Raw genomic sequence first — 15,967 nt, 5'->3', positions numbered from 1 at the left:
ACGAATTCGACGGCCGCGAAAATGTCGTTTTCCGGTCACTCCGCGGATGCGGGGGCTGCGATCTCGAAGGGAACGACGGGGCAGTCCTTCCAGAGACGCTCGAGGCCGTAATAGTTGCGCTCTTCCTCGTGGAAGATGTGCACGACCAGGTCGCCAAAGTCGATGAGCAGCCAACGGGATTCCTGGCGTCCTTCGCGTCGAAGGCGCTTGTGCCCTGCGGCCAGGAGCCGCTCTTCGATTTCATCGCCGATGGCCGCGACGTTTCGCTCATTGCGCCCGGTGACGAGCAAGAAGATGTCTACCAGTGGTAGGGGTTCGGAGACATCGAGCGCGACGAGATCATCGCCGCCCTTCGAGTCGGCGGCGTTCGCCGCGATCTGGAGCATTTCAATGGACTGGGGGGTGGCTGTCATGAGAAGACTCCTGTAACGAAAGCGAGAATAAGTACTCCGACCAGCGCGAGAGCGAGCGCACCCGCGGTGATAGCGAGGGCGAGCATAAGACGGCTACCTTTTTCGGGTGCCGGTGGACGAATCATGTCATCGGAACTCTTGATGGTGCTGATCGCGGCGCTTGCTGCGATAGGTGTGGGAGACGACGCGGCTGGCAACTCGCCGTCGAGGAGGACCGCGTCCGCTTCTTTTCCATCCGCCATACCGGGAGCGTGCCCAGTCGAGCCAAGTCCTTCCGGTAATGCGAAGGTACCGGTAATCAAAACTTCGCCCGTCGACGCGACGGGTGACGATAGACCGGCGCCGTTGGGCGTTTGCGAAAGAATAAGGGCGTTCGAGGAACCCAGCGATCCGGTTGATGTAGCGCCGCGAGCGATGAGCTGATCAAAAGAATTAGGCAGTACGACCTTTTCGGCTTCACCCTCGAGCAACTTCTGACCAAGACCGGGGTTCACGACAGCGACCGGCTCTTCTTCGACCTCTAGCGCAAGATGAGCAGCCGCATCGCTGATCGGCTGAGATTCGTGATCGGAGACCGGTTCGGACTGCTCGATCTGCTTCGCCTTGCCCTTCGCGGATGTCTTTGACTTTTTCGCTTCGGGTACAGCCTCGGGCGCCGGTTCAGGAATATCGTGCAAGATCACCGGGACTGAAGCAGTGCGAATCCGCTCCTGCTCCCGCGCCTGCCGGCGCGTGAGGGGCGAGGCGCCGAGGTCCACCTGAGCGTCAGCCCGCGGGGCCGGCGCCATCCGAGCCGGATCCGCCGCACGGGCGCGCGGCGGCACAGCCTGGGGCCCGGGTTCAGCTTTGGTTTCGGCATCGCTAGAGATGATGGGAGTCGCTCCGGTGCTGCGCTGTTCCCGCAGCTGCCGACGCGTGAGCGACGGTGTGCTCGTCTCGTCTGAGTTACTCATGCCTTGCTCCGATAGAGGTGGTGTTTCGCAATGTACTGGACAACGCCGTCAGGTACGAGGTACCACACGGGTTTTCCGCTCCGGACGCGCTGGCGGCACGCCGTTGATGAGATGGACAACGCAGGAATCTCAAGTTGACTCGCGCCGCTAGTGGGAAGCCCCGCTGTGCTCAGGACGTGCCCCGGTCGGGATACCGCTACGAAGTGTGCGAGGTCCCATAGTTCATCATGGTCTCTCCAACTGAGAATTTGCGCTACGGCATCGGCACCGCTGATGAAGAAGAAGTCTGCATCGGGTCGCTCGGTCTTCAAGTCGCGCAGAGTATCAATCGTGTACGTTGGCCCATCGCGATCGATGTCAACGCGGCTCACAGTGAAACTCGGGTTGGACGCCGTCGCGATCACTGTCATGAGGTAACGATGCTCGCTCGCGGTAACGCTCTTTTTTTGCCACGGCTCGCCCGTCGGCACAAAGACCACTTCGTCGAGATCGAAGGACGCGGCGACTTCACTGGCTGCCACGAGGTGGCCATGATGAATGGGATCGAAGGTGCCGCCCATGACGCCGACGCGCGTCCGTTGTGCAGCTGTCACAACGTTCCTAGTGGCCGTGCTCCGGTTTTTGGAGCTCTTTCACGTGAGTTGCTGCATACGCTTGCGCCTTCTGGGGATGCCTGTTGGCGACACCGCGATATGACCATGCAACGAGACCGAGCACCGTGAAAACCAGCAGCGCAATGAAAAAGAACCCGATCGTCTCGAGCGCCACGTTTCCGTGGTGCTCTGACTCCTCAGCCGCAAATGCGACGAGCGTTGAGAAGGTCATCTGTACTCCGTTCGGGATGTCGGGTTGGCGCGCATGCGCCCGTCCAGTCTAGGCGGTCAGGCGCGAACCTGACCGGCGCCGCGCGCCAGCCACTTCGTGCTGGTGAGTTCAGAAAGCCCCATCGGGCCGCGGGCGTGCAGTTTTTGGGTAGAAATCCCGACTTCTGCGCCAAACCCGAATTCGCTTCCGTCTGTGAACCGGGTTGATGCGTTCACCATCACGACAGCGGAATCGACTTCCGCGAGAAACCTGTGAGCCGCTGAATCGTCGGTGGTGATTATCGACTCCGTGTGCTGAGTCGAAAACTCTCGAATATGAGCGAGCGCCGCGTCAAGGTCATCGACAACACGCATTGCTATCTCAAGTCCGAGATACTCGGTGGCCCAATCTTCAGTAGTAGCCGGGACGATGTTCATCCCCCACTTCTGCACATCGGCATCGCCATGAACCACAACGCCGTCAGCTTGAAGCGCCGCCGTGACGGGCGCTATGAGGCGCTCGGCTGCATCGCGGTGCACTAATACGGTCTCCACGGAGTTACAGACGCTTGGGCGCTGAACCTTTGCATTGACGACGATCTCCCGCGCCCACTCCAGCGGAGCGGACGCATCGAGCAGGATGTGCACAACACCTGCTCCTGTTTCGATCACCGGAACAGTCGACTCAGTGACAACCGTGGAAATCAGCTCAGCACTGCCCCGCGGAACGAGAACATCAACGATGCCCCGCGCATGCATCAACTCCCGGGCGCCTTCGCGACCGAATTCGTCGATTGTCTGAATCGCTTCTGGCGTGATGCCAACAGCACCGAGTGCCCGCCGCATCGTGGTGACGAGTGCTGAATTTGTCTTTTCCGCCGCGCTGCCGCCGCGCAACACGATTGCGTTTCCCGAACGAAGAGCGAGCGCCGCGATATCGACGGTGACATTGGGTCTGGCCTCGTAAATCGAGCCGACCACACCAAAAGGCACAGCGACCTTCTGCAGGTGCAGCCCGTTTTCGAGCATGCGATCATCTAACACTCGACCAACGGGATCCGGAAGATCCGCAACATCTCGGACGGCGCTGGCGAGCGCCGCCACGCGCGCGTCATCGAGTCGGAGACGATCTCGGAGCGCGAGCGAGAGTCCACTTGCCTCACCGCGAGCGAGGTCCTCGGCGTTTGCGGCGACAATAACCGCCGAGTCCGCCAAGATTGCGGCTGCAATCGCCTCGAGGGCTCTTGTTTTCTGATCATCGCTCAGCAGCGCGATCTCGCGCGCGGCTGTTTTGGCGCGGAGCATCCGTGCTTGTGCACTCACGAGGGTCTCGATCATCGCGTCATCCTATCGATGGGTCGTATCCACTGAAGCTGTCGTCAGGGTTGGCGTGGCGTTCGGGTCTGGCGTGAACCACGTGCCGACGTGCTCGCCGTTGAGCGCGCGCGTGACAAGGTCGATGCTGGTCACGAGCACTCCAACTCCGGATGCCGCAGCCAAGCGCCCTGCCGATGCTTTTGTCGCAGCTCCGCCGGTACCGACGCTGTTGACTACGACGGAGCCGAACTGGAATGCTGATATGTCGTCGTCGAAACCCACGGTGTCGATAGGAGTGGCGCCTGGCTGGTCTGGCGGTCGCGTGTAGAGGGCTTCGATGTCGCTGAGGAGCACAAGAGCATCCGCCCCGATGAGCTGCGCGACAAGCGCCGCGAGGCGGTCGTTATCGCCGAAGCGGATTTCATGCGTGGCGACCGTGTCGTTCTCGTTAACGATGGTGAGAATGCGCAGACCGAGCAGGCGCTCCATGGCGCGTCGCGCGTTAGAGCGATGAGTCGCGTTCTCGAGGTCACCCGCGGTCAGCAGCACTTGACCCGCGACAATGGCAAAAGGACGGAGCGCCTCTTGGTACCGGTAGATCAACACATTTTGGCCCACAGCTGCTGCTGCTTGTTGAGTGGCCAGGTCCGAGGGGCGTGAGTCCAGATCGAGGAATGGCATTCCTGTCGCGATGGCACCGGATGACACCAGCACAACCTGCACGCCTCGCGCGTGCACGGCGGCTAGAGCTTCAACGAGAGGCTTGATGTTGTGCGCGTTTGCGCCGCTGATCGAAGAAGAACCGACCTTGATAACGAGGCGACGAGCGCCAGCAATGTCGGCGCGGCGATGTGCTGTCACTCAGACGCTCCGGATGCCTCTCGCTCCGCGCGACGTTCCGCTTCGAGCTCGTCACGCGCAGCCGCTTTGGCATCCATACGTTCGCGGTAACCCTCGCGACGCTCTGCCGTGTTGCGGCGACCATTCTGCACAAGACGCGGGTCCGTTCCGCGGGGCGCTGTCATGAGCTCAGCCGCAGAGCGAACCGTCGGCTCCCAGTCAAAAACGATGCCTTCACCCTCACCAATGACGACGGTTGCCCCGGCGGTTGCTCCCGCTCGGAACAATCCGTCTTCGATACCGAGACGGTCCAGGCGGTCAGCGAGGAATCCGACTGCTTCTTCGTTCTGGAAATCGGTCTGCTGCACCCACCGCACGGGCTTCTCACCGAGAATGCGGTACACGTTTCCGTAGGTGCCACCTTCGACGCGAATGTGGAAGTTCGCTTCGGCGCCCTTGGGCCGGATGACGATGCGCTCGGGAACAGGCTGAGCAGCAATCGCCGCTCGTTCTTCGGCAACGATTTGACCGATCGCGAGCGTGAGTGCGCGTAGACCATCGCGGCTCACCGCTGAGATATCGAACACGCGAAAACCACGCTCTTCGAGTTCAGGGCGCACGAGATCAGCAAGATCTTTCGCTTCTGGAACATCGAGCTTGTTCAGCGCAATAAGTTGGGGGCGCTCAAGAAGTGGCCGCTGCCCCTCCGGGACGGGATATGCCGCGAGCTCCCCAAGGATGACATCCAGATCGCTGAGAGGGTCGCGGCCTGGGTCGAGCGTTGCACAGTCGAGCACGTGCACGAGCACTGTGCAACGTTCGACATGTCGAAGGAACTCGAGCCCCAAGCCTTTGCCTTCGCTGGCGCCCTCAATCAGACCAGGAACGTCGGCAATGGTGTATCGCACGTCTCCCGCCTCGACGACGCCGAGGTTTGGGTGCAGCGTAGTGAATGGGTAGTCAGCAATTTTGGGACGTGCGGCCGAAACCGAGGCCACAAGGCTGGACTTTCCAGCGGAGGGAAACCCAACGAGCGCGACGTCGGCGACAGTCTTGAGCTCGAGCTGCGCATCGCCTTCCCAGCCGGGCGTACCCAGAAGAGCAAAACCAGGAGCTTTGCGCTTTTGTGATGAGAGGGCCGCGTTGCCAAGACCACCTCGCCCGCCGGGCGCCACGACGAACCGCATGCCGGGCTCGATCATGTCGACGAGCAGCTCTCCTGCCGCATCTTTCACGACAGTTCCCACGGGCACGGGCAGTTCGACGGACTCGCCGAGTAGACCCGAGCGATTGTCGCCCATACCGAATCCGCCGTTACCGCCATCGCGGTGGGGCGAGTGGTGATATGACAGCAGCGTCGTCACATTGGGGTCGGCCACGAGAATAATGTCGCCGCCGTTACCGCCGTTGCCGCCGTCGGGGCCGGCGAGGGGTTTGAACTTCTCACGGCGTACAGAAACACATCCATTGCCGCCCTTGCCGGCGCGAAGATGAAGGGTGACACGATCGACGAACGTGACCATAACGATCTCCTTGTCGGTAAGGGGTGAAAACAACGCGAGGGGCGAGCCGAAGCCCACCCCTCGCGACGTTGTAAATGTGAGCGGGTATTACTCCGCTGCGGCGACGATGTTGACGACCTTGCGGCCGCCCTTGTTGCCGAATTCGACTGCGCCAGCGGCGAGAGCGAAAAGCGTGTCATCTCCGCCACGGCCAACGTTCGCGCCGGGGTGGAAGTGAGTGCCGCGCTGGCGAACGATGATCTCGCCCGCACCCACAGCCTGACCGCCGAAGCGCTTTACGCCCAGTCGCTGAGCGTTAGAGTCGCGACCGTTACGAGTAGAGCTTGCGCCCTTTTTATGTGCCATCTCTGCGCCTCTCCTGGCTTACTTGATGCCGGTTACTTTGACGCGCGTGAGGTCCTGACGGTGCCCCTGGCGCTTCTTGTAGCCGGTCTTGTTCTTGAACTTCTGGATAACAATCTTGGGTCCGCGCTCTTCACCGACAACCTCGGCCGTAACCGAGATCTTCGCGAGCTTGTCTGAGTCGGTCGTGACAGCATCGCCGTCAACGAACAGCACAGCGGGGAGTTCGACCTTGTCGCCGACCTTCGCCTTCAGGCGGTCGAGAACGACTACCGTGCCAACTTCGACCTTCTCCTGCCGACCACCGGCGCGCACTACTGCGTAAACCACTTCACACCTATTTCTTCTGGGAGCGCACTGCTCCGGTTGTCCTTGTGAGACTGGGAAGTCTTCGGTGCGGAAGCCAGGCTCTCATTCGTGACGCAGCAAAACTGCTACACAAGACGCACCAAAGGAATACTTTACCTGATGCGAAGCTACAGGGCAAAAGCACATGCGTTGCGGCGAAACGCCGCGTTGGATCGCGACGACATCATCAGTCAGCGCACAGGGCCAAAGCCAGACATACGATCAGATGATGGCGATCTTGATTGACGACCCACGTTGGCCCGCGCACGGGATGCTGTGGGCACATCTGGTGAGCGACTCTTCGTTGGACGAGTTGCATCAGTTCGCCGCAGCGCAAGGGATACCCCGCCGTGGTTTTGATCTTGACCATTACGACGTGCCAGAAAAATCCCACGCCACTCTCGTGGCTGCCGGCGCCCGCCATGTCGACGGTCACGCTCTCGTAAAGGCACTGATCGCGTCAGGTTTGCGGGTGCGAGCAAAAGATCGACCCCGCAAACCTCACGCTACAGGCTAGCTATCTGACGCTGGCGGCAGAATCGGTGAGCCGGGCGTGAGACCAGCCGTCGATACCCGACGGCGAGACCTGCCCTGTCCTGGCGCTTTCGGAGCAGGCAAAGCGTTCAACACAGAATCGAGAAGCAAATCCTTCTCGTCGCGCTCTTTTCGGGGCGCCGCCGTGCTGGAGTCTGACTTCGACGAACTTTCGGAACGCTTTCTCCGCTGCTTCTTGGGGCGCTCTGCTCGCTCTGGACGCTCGGACGCGGCGTCTGCAGCGACGGATGCCTCAGCGACAGCGACGGCGGCCGCTTCGAGTGCAGCCGCGTCGAAGTTTTCTTCACCGGTCGATGAAATCGTGGATGCAGCAATCTGCGCGATCGCAGATTTCACGCCTTCTGTGATGACGTGAGTGGACCCGGTCGGTGCCGGTGCAGAGGGTGCTTGAGACTGATTGCGGCCGCGACGGTTGTTTCCACCGTTGTTGTTTCCACCGCTGCTATTGCCGTTTCCGTTGCCCTGCGAAGAGCGATGGCGCACAACGGGGTCATGGTGAACGACGACTCCGCGACCCGCGCACACCTCGCATGCCTCGCTGAATGTTTCGAGCAGCCCCAGACCCAACTTCTTTCGCGTCATCTGTACCAGTCCGAGCGACGTGACCTCCGCGACCTGGTGCTTCGTGCGATCACGGCTGAGACACTCGATAAGACGACGAAGAACGAGGTCACGGTTCGACTCGAGAACCATGTCGATGAAGTCGACAACGATGATGCCGCCGATGTCGCGCAACCGCAGCTGGCGAACGATCTCCTCGGCAGCTTCGAGGTTGTTCTTCGTGACGGTTTCTTCGAGGTTTCCGCCGGACCCGACGAACTTCCCGGTGTTGACGTCGACGACGGTCATCGCTTCGGTGCGGTCGATAACGAGAGAACCACCCGAAGGCAGCCACACCTTGCGGTCTAGCGCCTTCTCAATCTGCTCAGTGATCCGGAATTCGTCGAACGGATCGCCATCACCCTCGTAACGTTCCACACGCTCCAGAAGGTCAGGAGCGACAGCTTCGAGGTAACCCTCGATCGTGCGCTGTGCCTCTTCGCCCTGAATCAGGAGTTTTGTGAAGTCTTCGTTGAAGACATCGCGAACGATCTTTACCAGCAGATCGGGCTCTGAGTGCAACAGCGCAGGGGCCTGCATCGATTCGACCTGCTGACTGACATGCTCCCACTGAGCAGTCAGGCGCTGAACATCGCGGGTGAGCTGCTCTTCAGTGGCTCCCTCGGCTGCGGTCCTGACGATAACGCCGGATGACTCAGGCAACACCTCTTTGAGGATGCGCTTCAATCGCGCACGTTCGGTGTCGGGAAGCTTCCGCGAGATTCCGTTCATCGAACCGGCCGGTACGTAAACGAGATAGCGGCCAGGCAGCGAAATCTGGCTTGTCAGTCGCGCGCCCTTGTGACCGACCGGGTCTTTGGTCACCTGCACGAGAACCTTGTCGCCCGATTTGAGCGCTAGCTCAATGCGACGAGGCTGGTTGCCCGTTTCGGCGGCATCCCAATCGACTTCACCCGAATAGAGCACGGCGTTGCGACCGCGACCGATGTCGACGAACGCGGCTTCCATACTGGGCAGCACGTTCTGTACACGTCCAAGGTAGACGTTGCCGATAAGCGAGGCGTCCTGGTTTCGAGCGACGTAGTGCTCGACGAGCACCTTGTCTTCGAGCACGCCGATCTGAATTCGCCCATTCTTCGACCGAACGATCATCGCGCGGTCGACAGCCTCACGGCGGGCAAGAAACTCGGCCTCTGTGACAACGGGGCGACGACGTCCCGCGTCACGTCCGTCACGACGGCGCTGTTTCTTAGCCTCGAGTCGAGTTGAGCCCTTGATTCGCTGCGGCTCAGTAATGACCTCGACAGGGCGCTGACGCGGAGCAGACTCGCGCGGTTCGCTTTCCGCACGCTGATCGCTTCCGCCACGGCGCCGATTGCGGCGACGAGCCGAGCCGGATGAAGCGTCGTCTTCGCGATCGTCACGAGAGTTGTCACGACGGTTTTCGTGATCGACGAATTCTCTCTCCGGCAACGGAGGGAGTTCCGGAGCGTAGAAGTGCAGCGCCGTCGACACTTGAGAAACGAAAGTCTCCGGCAGTAAGCCGAGGCTCACTGCTGTCTTCGGCCCCTCTGGCGCCGATGGTTCGACTACATCCGCCGGCTTCGAAGCCGCATCTTCTTCTACCGGCGCAGACGCTTCTGTCGTGACCGACACCACATCGGCGTCGACCGAGGTTTCTGCCACCGTGTCGAGCGCGACAGCTACGATCGCGTCAGCTTCCGACGGGTCATCTGAATTGGACTGAGTGTTCTGGTCATCGGCCATCACCGCTGTACTCCTAGCGGACGACACCGCGCGTCGCCCGGCAAAATCTTGTGCGGCACCACACCTGCGGCGCCATCAGCTCTTTCGGTATGCAGCAGGCCCCTGGCTCGTGCTGCGAGGGCGATCGTTGCCCCCAAAGTCTGCGTCGATAACCTGTTGCGGCGCGGCCGCGAATGGTATCAACACCCATTATCGCACTATCGCTGGCCAATTGTGTGAATGCCAGCCTGACGGCATTTCTCAGGGCGACACTCCCACGAGCGGATGCGATAATTCCCACATGCCGCACAGCACCTCAACGAGACGACCTACGACCCTCGCCATTTGGCTCATCATTGCCGGAGTTGTGGGTTGGTGGGCGGCATTCTCTCTGACGATGGAGAAGTTCCATCTCCTTGAGAACCCCGGTTCAAAAGCGGCGTGTGACTTCAGCGTTCTCGTGCAGTGTGGAGAAAACCTCAACTCGCCGCAAGGCAGTGTTTTCGGCTTTCCCAACCCGATCATCGGGCTCGCCGCGTGGATTGCACCCATCGTCGTCGGCGTCGCAATCTTGGCCGGAGCCAGGTTTGCGAAGTGGTTCTGGTGGCTGTTTGAACTGGGGATGCTGTTCGCAATTGGCTTCGTCATTTGGCTTATTAGCCAGAGCATCTTCGTGATCCACACCCTCTGCCCGTGGTGCATGGTGACCTGGTCAGTGGTGATACCCACGTTCTACGCTGTCACCCTCTACATCCTTCGAAGCGGGCTGCTCCCGGCGCCGACGAGCATTCGGCGCGCGGCACGGGCACTGACACCGTGGATCGTGCTCATGACGATCCTGAGCTACGCGCTGATCGCGCTCCTGGCTCAACTGGAACTGGGCGTCTTCTTCTAAGCACTCGCCCTGAAGAAGACGCCCAGTTACCCGGCCTCACGCGTTAGTTGAACCAAATTCCAAGCTCGCGCGTCGCTGATTCGGTGCTGTCGCTACCGTGCACAAGGTTCTGCTGAACTTTGAGTCCCCAGTCGCGACCGAAATCTCCGCGGATGGTTCCAGGAGCGGCCGAGGTCGGGTCGGTCGTACCCGCAAGGGAACGGAAACCTTCGATGACGCGGTTGCCGGCGAGCCGGATCGCAACAGATGGACCCGACATCATGAACTCGACAAGCGGCTCGTAAAACGGTTTACCCGCGTGCTCTTCATAGTGGCGCTCTAGGCGCTCGCGATCGGGCTCCACGAGGCGGATATCGACAAGCGCATATCCCTTCGCTTCAATGCGGGCAAGAATCGCGCCGGTAAGGCCACGAGCCACACCATCGGGCTTAACCAAGACGAGGGTCTCTTCCGTCGACATGTCACTCTCCGTTCGGGTTTTTGGCCTCACGTGCCAGCTGCGCGTTGCGCTGGTCGAGTGAGGCCCCTTTGATCGTTGCATACGCCCACATGCCGCCAAAAATGAGCGCGACGAAAAGCATTGCCGGAACGAGAAAAGCGCTCAGCAGCAGCAGCGCTTGCAGTGCCCACCCCACCGCGAAAGCCCAACGGTGTCGAAGAAGCCCAGATATCGCGATCATCACGAGCGCAACAACCGCGCCGCCTACGATCCCCCACCAGGGGGCCACAGCATCCGGCAATGCACGAAGACCGAACACCACTAAACCGCCGAGAAAGACAATGATCGATTCGAAGCCGAGCACGATCGAACCGAGCGACTCCGCGGCCCCGCGCGCACGGCGCTGACGCGGTGGCTCCGATGAACTGTCGTCGGTCAACTGTTCCACCCGGCTTTCCAATCTTCCTCCCGCGCAAGCAGGAGCGCCTCTCCCGCAAGAACCACAGACCCCGCGATCACAACGGCGCGCCGCTCACCCTCTGATGCCCAGGCACGCGCCGCGTCAGAGGCGTCGGAGATTCCTGGGTGGACAGTCACGGTCAGGCCAGCGGCCTCCGCGAGGTCCGCCACGCCATCAGCGTCACGTGCACGCTCTGACTCTGGCGCGGTAGCGAACACGTGCGACGCAACAGAGCCAATTTCAGCGACGATGCCGGCGGCATCCTTGTCGTCGAGCACTCCGAGCACGACGCCCCAATCGTCGAAGTCGAAGGCATCCTTTAAGGCTTGAACGAGCGCGTGGACCCCATGCGGGTTGTGCGCGGCATCCACCAGCACTGTTGGAGCGATTCCGACGAGCTCGAGGCGGCCAGGTGACGTCGCGATGCTGAAGCCGTCCGTCACAATCTGATCGGAAATCCGCTGCGTGCCGGCCCCGATGAGCGATTCGACGGCCGCGACGGCGAGAGCGGCGTTGGCGCCCTGGTGTTCGCCGTACATCGGGAGGTAGACATCGTCGTACTGACCTGCAAGGCCCCTGATCGAGATGAGTTGTCCGCCGACCGCGAGCCGATCTGCCGTCACCGCGAATTCCTCACCCTCGGTTGCGACGCGGGTGTCATGCGCCGAAGCCGCGCGCTGAAGCACGGCGGCCGCTTCCGGACTTTGGCGGGCCGAAACCACTGCCGCTCCGTTCTTGATGATCCCTGACTTCACAGTCGCAATTTCTGTGATTGTCGATCCCAATCGGTCGGCATGATCCATATCGATCGGAGTGAAGACTGCAACATCGCCATCGGCGGTATTCGTGGAATCCCAAAGCCCGCCCATCCCGACCTCGATGACAGCCACGTCGACGGGTGCGTCGGCGAACGAAACGAACGCGAGCACCGTGAGAAGTTCGAAAAATGTCAGGGGCGCGTCACCCTCGCTCACAAGCTCGTTGTCGACGAGCTCAACGAAGGGCTGAATCTCTTCCCATGCGTCGGCAACAGCCTCATCGATGATGGGCTCACCGTCGATAGTGATTCGTTCGGTGAAGCGTTCAAGATGAGGGCTCGTGAACAGACCCGTTCTCAGGCCGTGCGCCCGCAACAGGGCTTCGATGATTCGACTCGTCGATGTCTTACCGTTTGTGCCTGTGACATGAATCACTCGGTACGTGTGCTGCGGGTCGGCCAGAAGCGTGAGCAGCCGCTGCGTGCGTTCGATGCGTGGCTGTACCCACTGCTCGCCCTGCCGCTGCAGGAGCGCCGCGTAGACGGCATCCGCTTTGGCTTGTGCATTCATCGGTTCTCCTCCGCTCGTGACACGGCAACGCTGAAGGGCCCGACGTTTGCGAACGCCCGCGCTGCAAACTCCGCGATGTGAGTCGCGTCGATTGTCGAATTGGGTTCTTTCGCGATGACGGACGCTGCAACCGCCAGAGTCTCACCAGCAACCCCGACCGAGTCGAAAACGCTCGCCACAGCCTCGCGATCCTCATCGTTTTCGAACGCCACGGTGAGAACGATGCGATCGCTCACATCGAATCCTGCGCCCTTGCGGGTGTCTTGGATCGCGCGAATGAGGTCGCGAGCGAGACCCTCAGCTTCGAGTTCGGGAGTCGTCGCGGTGTCAAGTAACACGAATCCGCCGCGATCAAGCGTTCCCAACGCCTCGCCGGGTGGTCGGCCAGTGGTTTCGAGAACGAGTTCGTACTCCCCCGCTTCAAGCTGGATTCCGCCGGCAACGACCACGCCGTTCTCTTCTGACCACTCGCCCGCGCGCGCGGCTTTGATCGCATTCTGCACCTGCTTACCCAGACGCGGACCAGCGGCGCGCGCGTTGACGGACAGCCGGTGGGTGATTCCGTACTCAGACGCTGTGGTCTCGGTGAGTTCGACGAGAGCGACCGATTTGACGTTCAGTTCGTCGCGGACAATCTCGTCGAACTGAGCAAGCGATGCAGCATTGGACACGACAACGGTGAGCTGCGGAAGAGGCAGCCGAACACGCTTGCCCTCGCGCTTACGCAGTGCATTTGCTGTAGAAGAGACCTCGCGCACAGCGTCCATTGCCGCACGAATGTCACTCGCCGCGGGGAAAGCCGTAGCATCCGGCCAGTCTTCGAGATGAACGCTCCGTCCACCGGTGAGTCCTTGCCAGATGCGCTCGGAAACCAGCGGGAGAAGCGGTGCTGCCACACGAGTCAGTGTTTCGAGCACCGTGTAGAGCGTGTCGAAAGCATCACGGGACTCAGCGCGTTCGGCATCGACTCCGCTCCAGAATCGGTCGCGCGAACGACGGATGTACCAGTTGGTGAGCGCTTCGCTGAATTCGCGCAGCTTCGCCGTTGCCGATGTCGAATCGAGCGCGTCGAGATCAATCGCGACGTCCCGCACCAGGTCACCCAACAGCGCGAGGATGTAGCGGTCGAGCACATCCGTGGAGTCGGTGCGCCATGTCGCTTCGTACCCCTGCGAGTCGACACCACCAGCAGCGTTCGCGTATGTCGAGAAGAAATACCAGGTGTTCCACAGCGGGAGCATGAACTCACGGACGCCAGAGCGGATGCCTTCTTCGGTCACGACAAGGTTGCCGCCACGAAGCACGGAGCTCGACATGAGGAACCATCGCATCGCGTCAGAACCGTCGCGGTCGAAAACTTCACTGACGTCGGGATAGTTGCGCAACGACTTCGACATCTTCTGCCCGTCGCTACCCAAGACGATGCCGTGACACGAAACACCTGTGAAGGCAGGGCGGTCAAATAGTGCGCCCGAGAGCACGTGCATGACGTAGAACCAGCCACGCGTCTGGCCGATGTACTCCACGATGAAGTCCGCTGGTGCGTGCGAGTCGAACCACTCTCGGTTCTCGAAGGGGTAGTGAACCTGCGCATAGGGCATAGACCCGGAGTCGAACCACACATCGAACACGTCTTCGATGCGGCGCATCGTCGACTGCCCCGTTGGGTCGTTCGGGTTGGGCCGGGTCAAGTCATCGATGTAGGGGCGGTGCAAATCGACCTCGCCCTTTTCGTTCTTCGGCAGCCGACCGAAGTCGCGCTCCATCTCCTCGAGCGAGCCGTAGGCATCGACGCGCGGGTAAGCCGGGTCGTCGCTCTTCCAGATCGGGATCGGCGAGCCCCAGTAGCGATTACGGGAGATCGACCAGTCGCGTGCACCTTCGAGCCACTTGCCGAACTGACCATGCTTGACGTTTTCCGGAGCCCACGTGATCTGATCGTTGAGCTCGACGAGCCGGTCTTTGATCGACGTGACACGCACAAACCAGCTCGACACTGCCTTGTAGATCAGTGGGTTTCGGCAGCGCCAGCAGTGGGGATACGAGTGCTCGTAGCTTGCCTCACGAAGCAAGCGCCCGTCCTGGCGAAGCAGACGGATAAGGGGGCGGTTGGCATCCATCCAGAGCTCGCCGGCAACGTCAGTAACCTGGGGCAAGAACTTTCCACCGTCGTCGAGGCTCATGATGAGCGGGATGCCGGCGGCACCTGTCACGCGTTGGTCGTCTTCACCGTAGGCCGGAGCCTGGTGCACGATTCCGGTACCGTCGGTCGTGGTGACGTAATCGTCGACGAGGATTCGCCAGGCCGACTCCGTTGCCCATGTCTCGACATCGGCGTAGTAATCGAAGAGTCGGTCGTAGGTGACATCTTCGAGTTCTGCGCCTGTGATGGTTCGCTCGATCGCGGCGATCGCGTCATCCGCTGTCTCATAGCCGAGATCTTTAGCGTGCGCTCCGACGAGATCTCGTGCGAGCAGGTATCGGTGCGATGCCGCCTCGAGCGAATCGTCCGACACGCCATCGGGTGCGTGGTGCACATCGGCGGCCCCGTCGGGGCCCGCCGACAGCACGGCGTAGGTGATCTCCGGCCCAACAGCGAGTGCGAGGTTCGTTGGGAGGGTCCACGGTGTTGTTGTCCAGGCGAGCGCGCGAACTGCCGTGAGACCAAGAGCCTCCGCTTTGACGCCGGTCAGTGGGAACGTCACCGTCACAGACGGATCTTGACGCATCTTGTAAACGTCATCGTCCATACGCAGTTCGTGGTTCGACAGCGGAGTTTCGTCACGCCAGCAGTAGGGCAGAACGCGGTATCCCTCGTACGCGAGATCTTTGTCGTAAAGGCTCTTGAACGCCCACAGGACCGACTCCATGAACCCCGTATCGAGCGTCTTGTAGCCCCGTTCGAAATCGACCCAGCGCGCCTGACGAGTGACATAGTCTTCCCACTCGTGCGTGTATTCCAGCACCGAAGCGCGCGCCTTCGCATTGAATGTGTCGATGCCCATGGCTTCGATTTCGCTCTTCTCGGTGATACCAAGCTGCTTCATCGCCTCGAGCTCGGCGGGGAGCCCATGGGTGTCCCAGCCGAAGACGCGGTCGACCTTTTTGCCGCGCATGGTCTGAAAGCGCGGGAAGAGGTCCTTGGCGTAACCCGTGAGGAGATGCCCGTAATGCGGCAGCCCGTTGGCGAACGGAGGCCCGTCGTAGAAGACCCACTCTTCAGCGCCTTCGCGCTGTGCGATCGACGCACGGAAGGTGTCGTCGGCCTTCCAGAACTCGAGCACGTCACGCTCGATGTCGGGAAAGCGCGGGCTCGGAACGACGGCGTTCGCGGTCGTTGAATCTGCTGCTGCTCCGAAGGCGGAGCGACGCGGATAGCTCATGAGTGTTCTCGCAGGGGTGTCGGCGTTTGAGTTATGCCGGGACGACCCTGGGAAGGACCGC

The 15,967-nt window shown here is 61.1% G+C and carries 16 protein-coding genes; 2 read left to right on the top strand and 14 right to left on the bottom strand.

Going from position 1 to position 15,967, the window contains the following annotated elements; translation table 11 throughout:
- Window positions 1-35 precede the first annotated feature (35 nt).
- From rsfS to rplU, 9 genes are all read right to left on the bottom strand, one after another.
- On the bottom strand, window positions 36-413 hold the full coding sequence (gene rsfS, locus G6N83_RS13335) for a ribosome silencing factor (protein ID WP_165142825.1): 378 nt from the start codon (window positions 411-413) through the stop codon (window positions 36-38).
- Window positions 410-1,366 carry a hypothetical protein gene (locus G6N83_RS13330; protein ID WP_165142823.1) on the bottom strand — a complete coding sequence of 319 codons (957 nt, stop codon included), beginning with the start codon at window positions 1,364-1,366 and terminating at the stop codon, window positions 410-412. Before G6N83_RS13330 ends, rsfS begins: the two co-directional genes overlap by 4 nt.
- Entirely contained in the window at window positions 1,363-1,926 is a 564-nt protein-coding gene (nadD, locus tag G6N83_RS13325; protein ID WP_208379938.1) for a nicotinate-nucleotide adenylyltransferase, read from the bottom strand. The genes G6N83_RS13330 and nadD overlap by 4 nt, the downstream gene beginning before the upstream one ends.
- Before the next feature lie 40 nt (window positions 1,927-1,966).
- Window positions 1,967-2,191 carry a hypothetical protein gene (locus tag G6N83_RS13320; RefSeq protein ID WP_165142819.1) on the bottom strand — a complete coding sequence of 75 codons (225 nt, stop codon included), beginning with the start codon at window positions 2,189-2,191 and terminating at the stop codon, window positions 1,967-1,969.
- A 56-nt stretch (window positions 2,192-2,247) separates the two neighbouring features.
- Entirely contained in the window at window positions 2,248-3,507 is a 1,260-nt protein-coding gene (locus G6N83_RS13315; protein WP_165142817.1) for a glutamate-5-semialdehyde dehydrogenase, read from the bottom strand.
- Between the two features lie 9 nt (window positions 3,508-3,516).
- Window positions 3,517-4,347: a glutamate 5-kinase gene (proB, locus tag G6N83_RS13310; protein WP_165142815.1), complete on the bottom strand. Its 831-nt coding sequence runs from the start codon at window positions 4,345-4,347 to the stop codon at window positions 3,517-3,519.
- Window positions 4,344-5,849: a GTPase ObgE gene (gene obgE, locus G6N83_RS13305; protein WP_165142813.1), complete on the bottom strand. Its 1,506-nt coding sequence runs from the start codon at window positions 5,847-5,849 to the stop codon at window positions 4,344-4,346. The genes proB and obgE overlap by 4 nt, the downstream gene beginning before the upstream one ends.
- Before the next feature lie 87 nt (window positions 5,850-5,936).
- Window positions 5,937-6,194, bottom strand: a complete 258-nt coding sequence (gene rpmA / locus G6N83_RS13300; RefSeq protein ID WP_165142811.1) for a 50S ribosomal protein L27 — start codon at window positions 6,192-6,194, stop codon at window positions 5,937-5,939.
- A gap of 18 nt (window positions 6,195-6,212) precedes the next feature.
- A complete protein-coding gene (gene rplU, locus G6N83_RS13295; RefSeq protein WP_165142809.1) occupies window positions 6,213-6,521 on the bottom strand; it encodes a 50S ribosomal protein L21 in 309 nt (102 codons plus the stop codon).
- Between the two features lie 247 nt (window positions 6,522-6,768).
- Here rplU and G6N83_RS13290 point away from each other — a divergent pair, with 247 nt between their 5' ends.
- The gene (locus G6N83_RS13290; protein ID WP_165142807.1) at window positions 6,769-7,056 is read left to right on the top strand and encodes a DUF4031 domain-containing protein; all 288 of its coding nucleotides are present in this window, start codon (window positions 6,769-6,771) and stop codon (window positions 7,054-7,056) included.
- Here G6N83_RS13290 and G6N83_RS13285 read toward each other — a convergent pair.
- Window positions 7,053-9,422, bottom strand: coding sequence for an Rne/Rng family ribonuclease (locus tag G6N83_RS13285; RefSeq protein WP_165142805.1), 2,370 nt, complete (start codon window positions 9,420-9,422; stop codon window positions 7,053-7,055). The genes G6N83_RS13290 and G6N83_RS13285 overlap by 4 nt on opposite strands.
- A 280-nt stretch (window positions 9,423-9,702) precedes the next feature.
- On the opposite strand from G6N83_RS13285, the gene G6N83_RS13280 reads away from it, so the two are divergent.
- Window positions 9,703-10,296 (top strand): vitamin K epoxide reductase family protein, encoded by a 594-nt coding sequence (locus G6N83_RS13280; RefSeq protein ID WP_165142803.1) that lies wholly within the window; start codon window positions 9,703-9,705, stop codon window positions 10,294-10,296.
- 43 nt (window positions 10,297-10,339) lie between these two features.
- On the opposite strand, the gene ndk is transcribed toward G6N83_RS13280, so the two are convergent.
- From ndk to ileS, 4 genes are read right to left on the bottom strand one after another with little or no spacing between them, the layout of a single operon-like run.
- A complete protein-coding gene (gene ndk, locus G6N83_RS13275) occupies window positions 10,340-10,756 on the bottom strand; it encodes a nucleoside-diphosphate kinase (RefSeq protein ID WP_165142801.1) in 417 nt (138 codons plus the stop codon).
- 1 nt (window position 10,757) lies between these two features.
- Window positions 10,758-11,183: a DUF4233 domain-containing protein gene (locus G6N83_RS13270; RefSeq protein WP_165142799.1), complete on the bottom strand. Its 426-nt coding sequence runs from the start codon at window positions 11,181-11,183 to the stop codon at window positions 10,758-10,760.
- Window positions 11,171-12,523 (bottom strand): bifunctional folylpolyglutamate synthase/dihydrofolate synthase, encoded by a 1,353-nt coding sequence (locus G6N83_RS13265; protein ID WP_165142797.1) that lies wholly within the window; start codon window positions 12,521-12,523, stop codon window positions 11,171-11,173. Before G6N83_RS13265 ends, G6N83_RS13270 begins: the two co-directional genes overlap by 13 nt.
- Window positions 12,520-15,906: an isoleucine--tRNA ligase gene (ileS, locus tag G6N83_RS13260; RefSeq protein ID WP_165142795.1), complete on the bottom strand. Its 3,387-nt coding sequence runs from the start codon at window positions 15,904-15,906 to the stop codon at window positions 12,520-12,522. Before ileS ends, G6N83_RS13265 begins: the two co-directional genes overlap by 4 nt.
- Between the last annotated feature and the right edge of the window lie 61 nt (window positions 15,907-15,967).

Source organism: Microbacterium endophyticum (assembly GCF_011047135.1).
GTDB lineage: Bacteria > Actinomycetota > Actinomycetes > Actinomycetales > Microbacteriaceae > Microbacterium > Microbacterium endophyticum.
Note: the sequence above shows the minus strand (reverse complement) of the source record. Positions and strands in the feature narration are given on the sequence as shown.

Coding starts and splice junctions, on each gene's coding strand:
- rsfS (WP_165142825.1), bottom strand. CDS start 413: ATGACAGCCACCCCCCAGTCCATTGAAATGCTCCAGATCGCGGCGAAC.
- G6N83_RS13330 (WP_165142823.1), bottom strand. CDS start 1,366: ATGAGTAACTCAGACGAGACGAGCACACCGTCGCTCACGCGTCGGCAG.
- nadD (WP_208379938.1), bottom strand. CDS start 1,926: ATGGGCGGCACCTTCGATCCCATTCATCATGGCCACCTCGTGGCAGCC.
- G6N83_RS13320 (WP_165142819.1), bottom strand. CDS start 2,191: ATGACCTTCTCAACGCTCGTCGCATTTGCGGCTGAGGAGTCAGAGCAC.
- G6N83_RS13315 (WP_165142817.1), bottom strand. CDS start 3,507: ATGATCGAGACCCTCGTGAGTGCACAAGCACGGATGCTCCGCGCCAAA.
- obgE (WP_165142813.1), bottom strand. CDS start 5,849: ATGGTCACGTTCGTCGATCGTGTCACCCTTCATCTTCGCGCCGGCAAG.
- rpmA (WP_165142811.1), bottom strand. CDS start 6,194: ATGGCACATAAAAAGGGCGCAAGCTCTACTCGTAACGGTCGCGACTCT.
- G6N83_RS13290 (WP_165142807.1), top strand. CDS start 6,769: ATGGCGATCTTGATTGACGACCCACGTTGGCCCGCGCACGGGATGCTG.
- G6N83_RS13285 (WP_165142805.1), bottom strand. CDS start 9,422: ATGGCCGATGACCAGAACACTCAGTCCAATTCAGATGACCCGTCGGAA.
- G6N83_RS13280 (WP_165142803.1), top strand. CDS start 9,703: ATGCCGCACAGCACCTCAACGAGACGACCTACGACCCTCGCCATTTGG.
- ndk (WP_165142801.1), bottom strand. CDS start 10,756: ATGTCGACGGAAGAGACCCTCGTCTTGGTTAAGCCCGATGGTGTGGCT.
- G6N83_RS13265 (WP_165142797.1), bottom strand. CDS start 12,523: ATGAATGCACAAGCCAAAGCGGATGCCGTCTACGCGGCGCTCCTGCAG.
- ileS (WP_165142795.1), bottom strand. CDS start 15,906: ATGAGCTATCCGCGTCGCTCCGCCTTCGGAGCAGCAGCAGATTCAACG.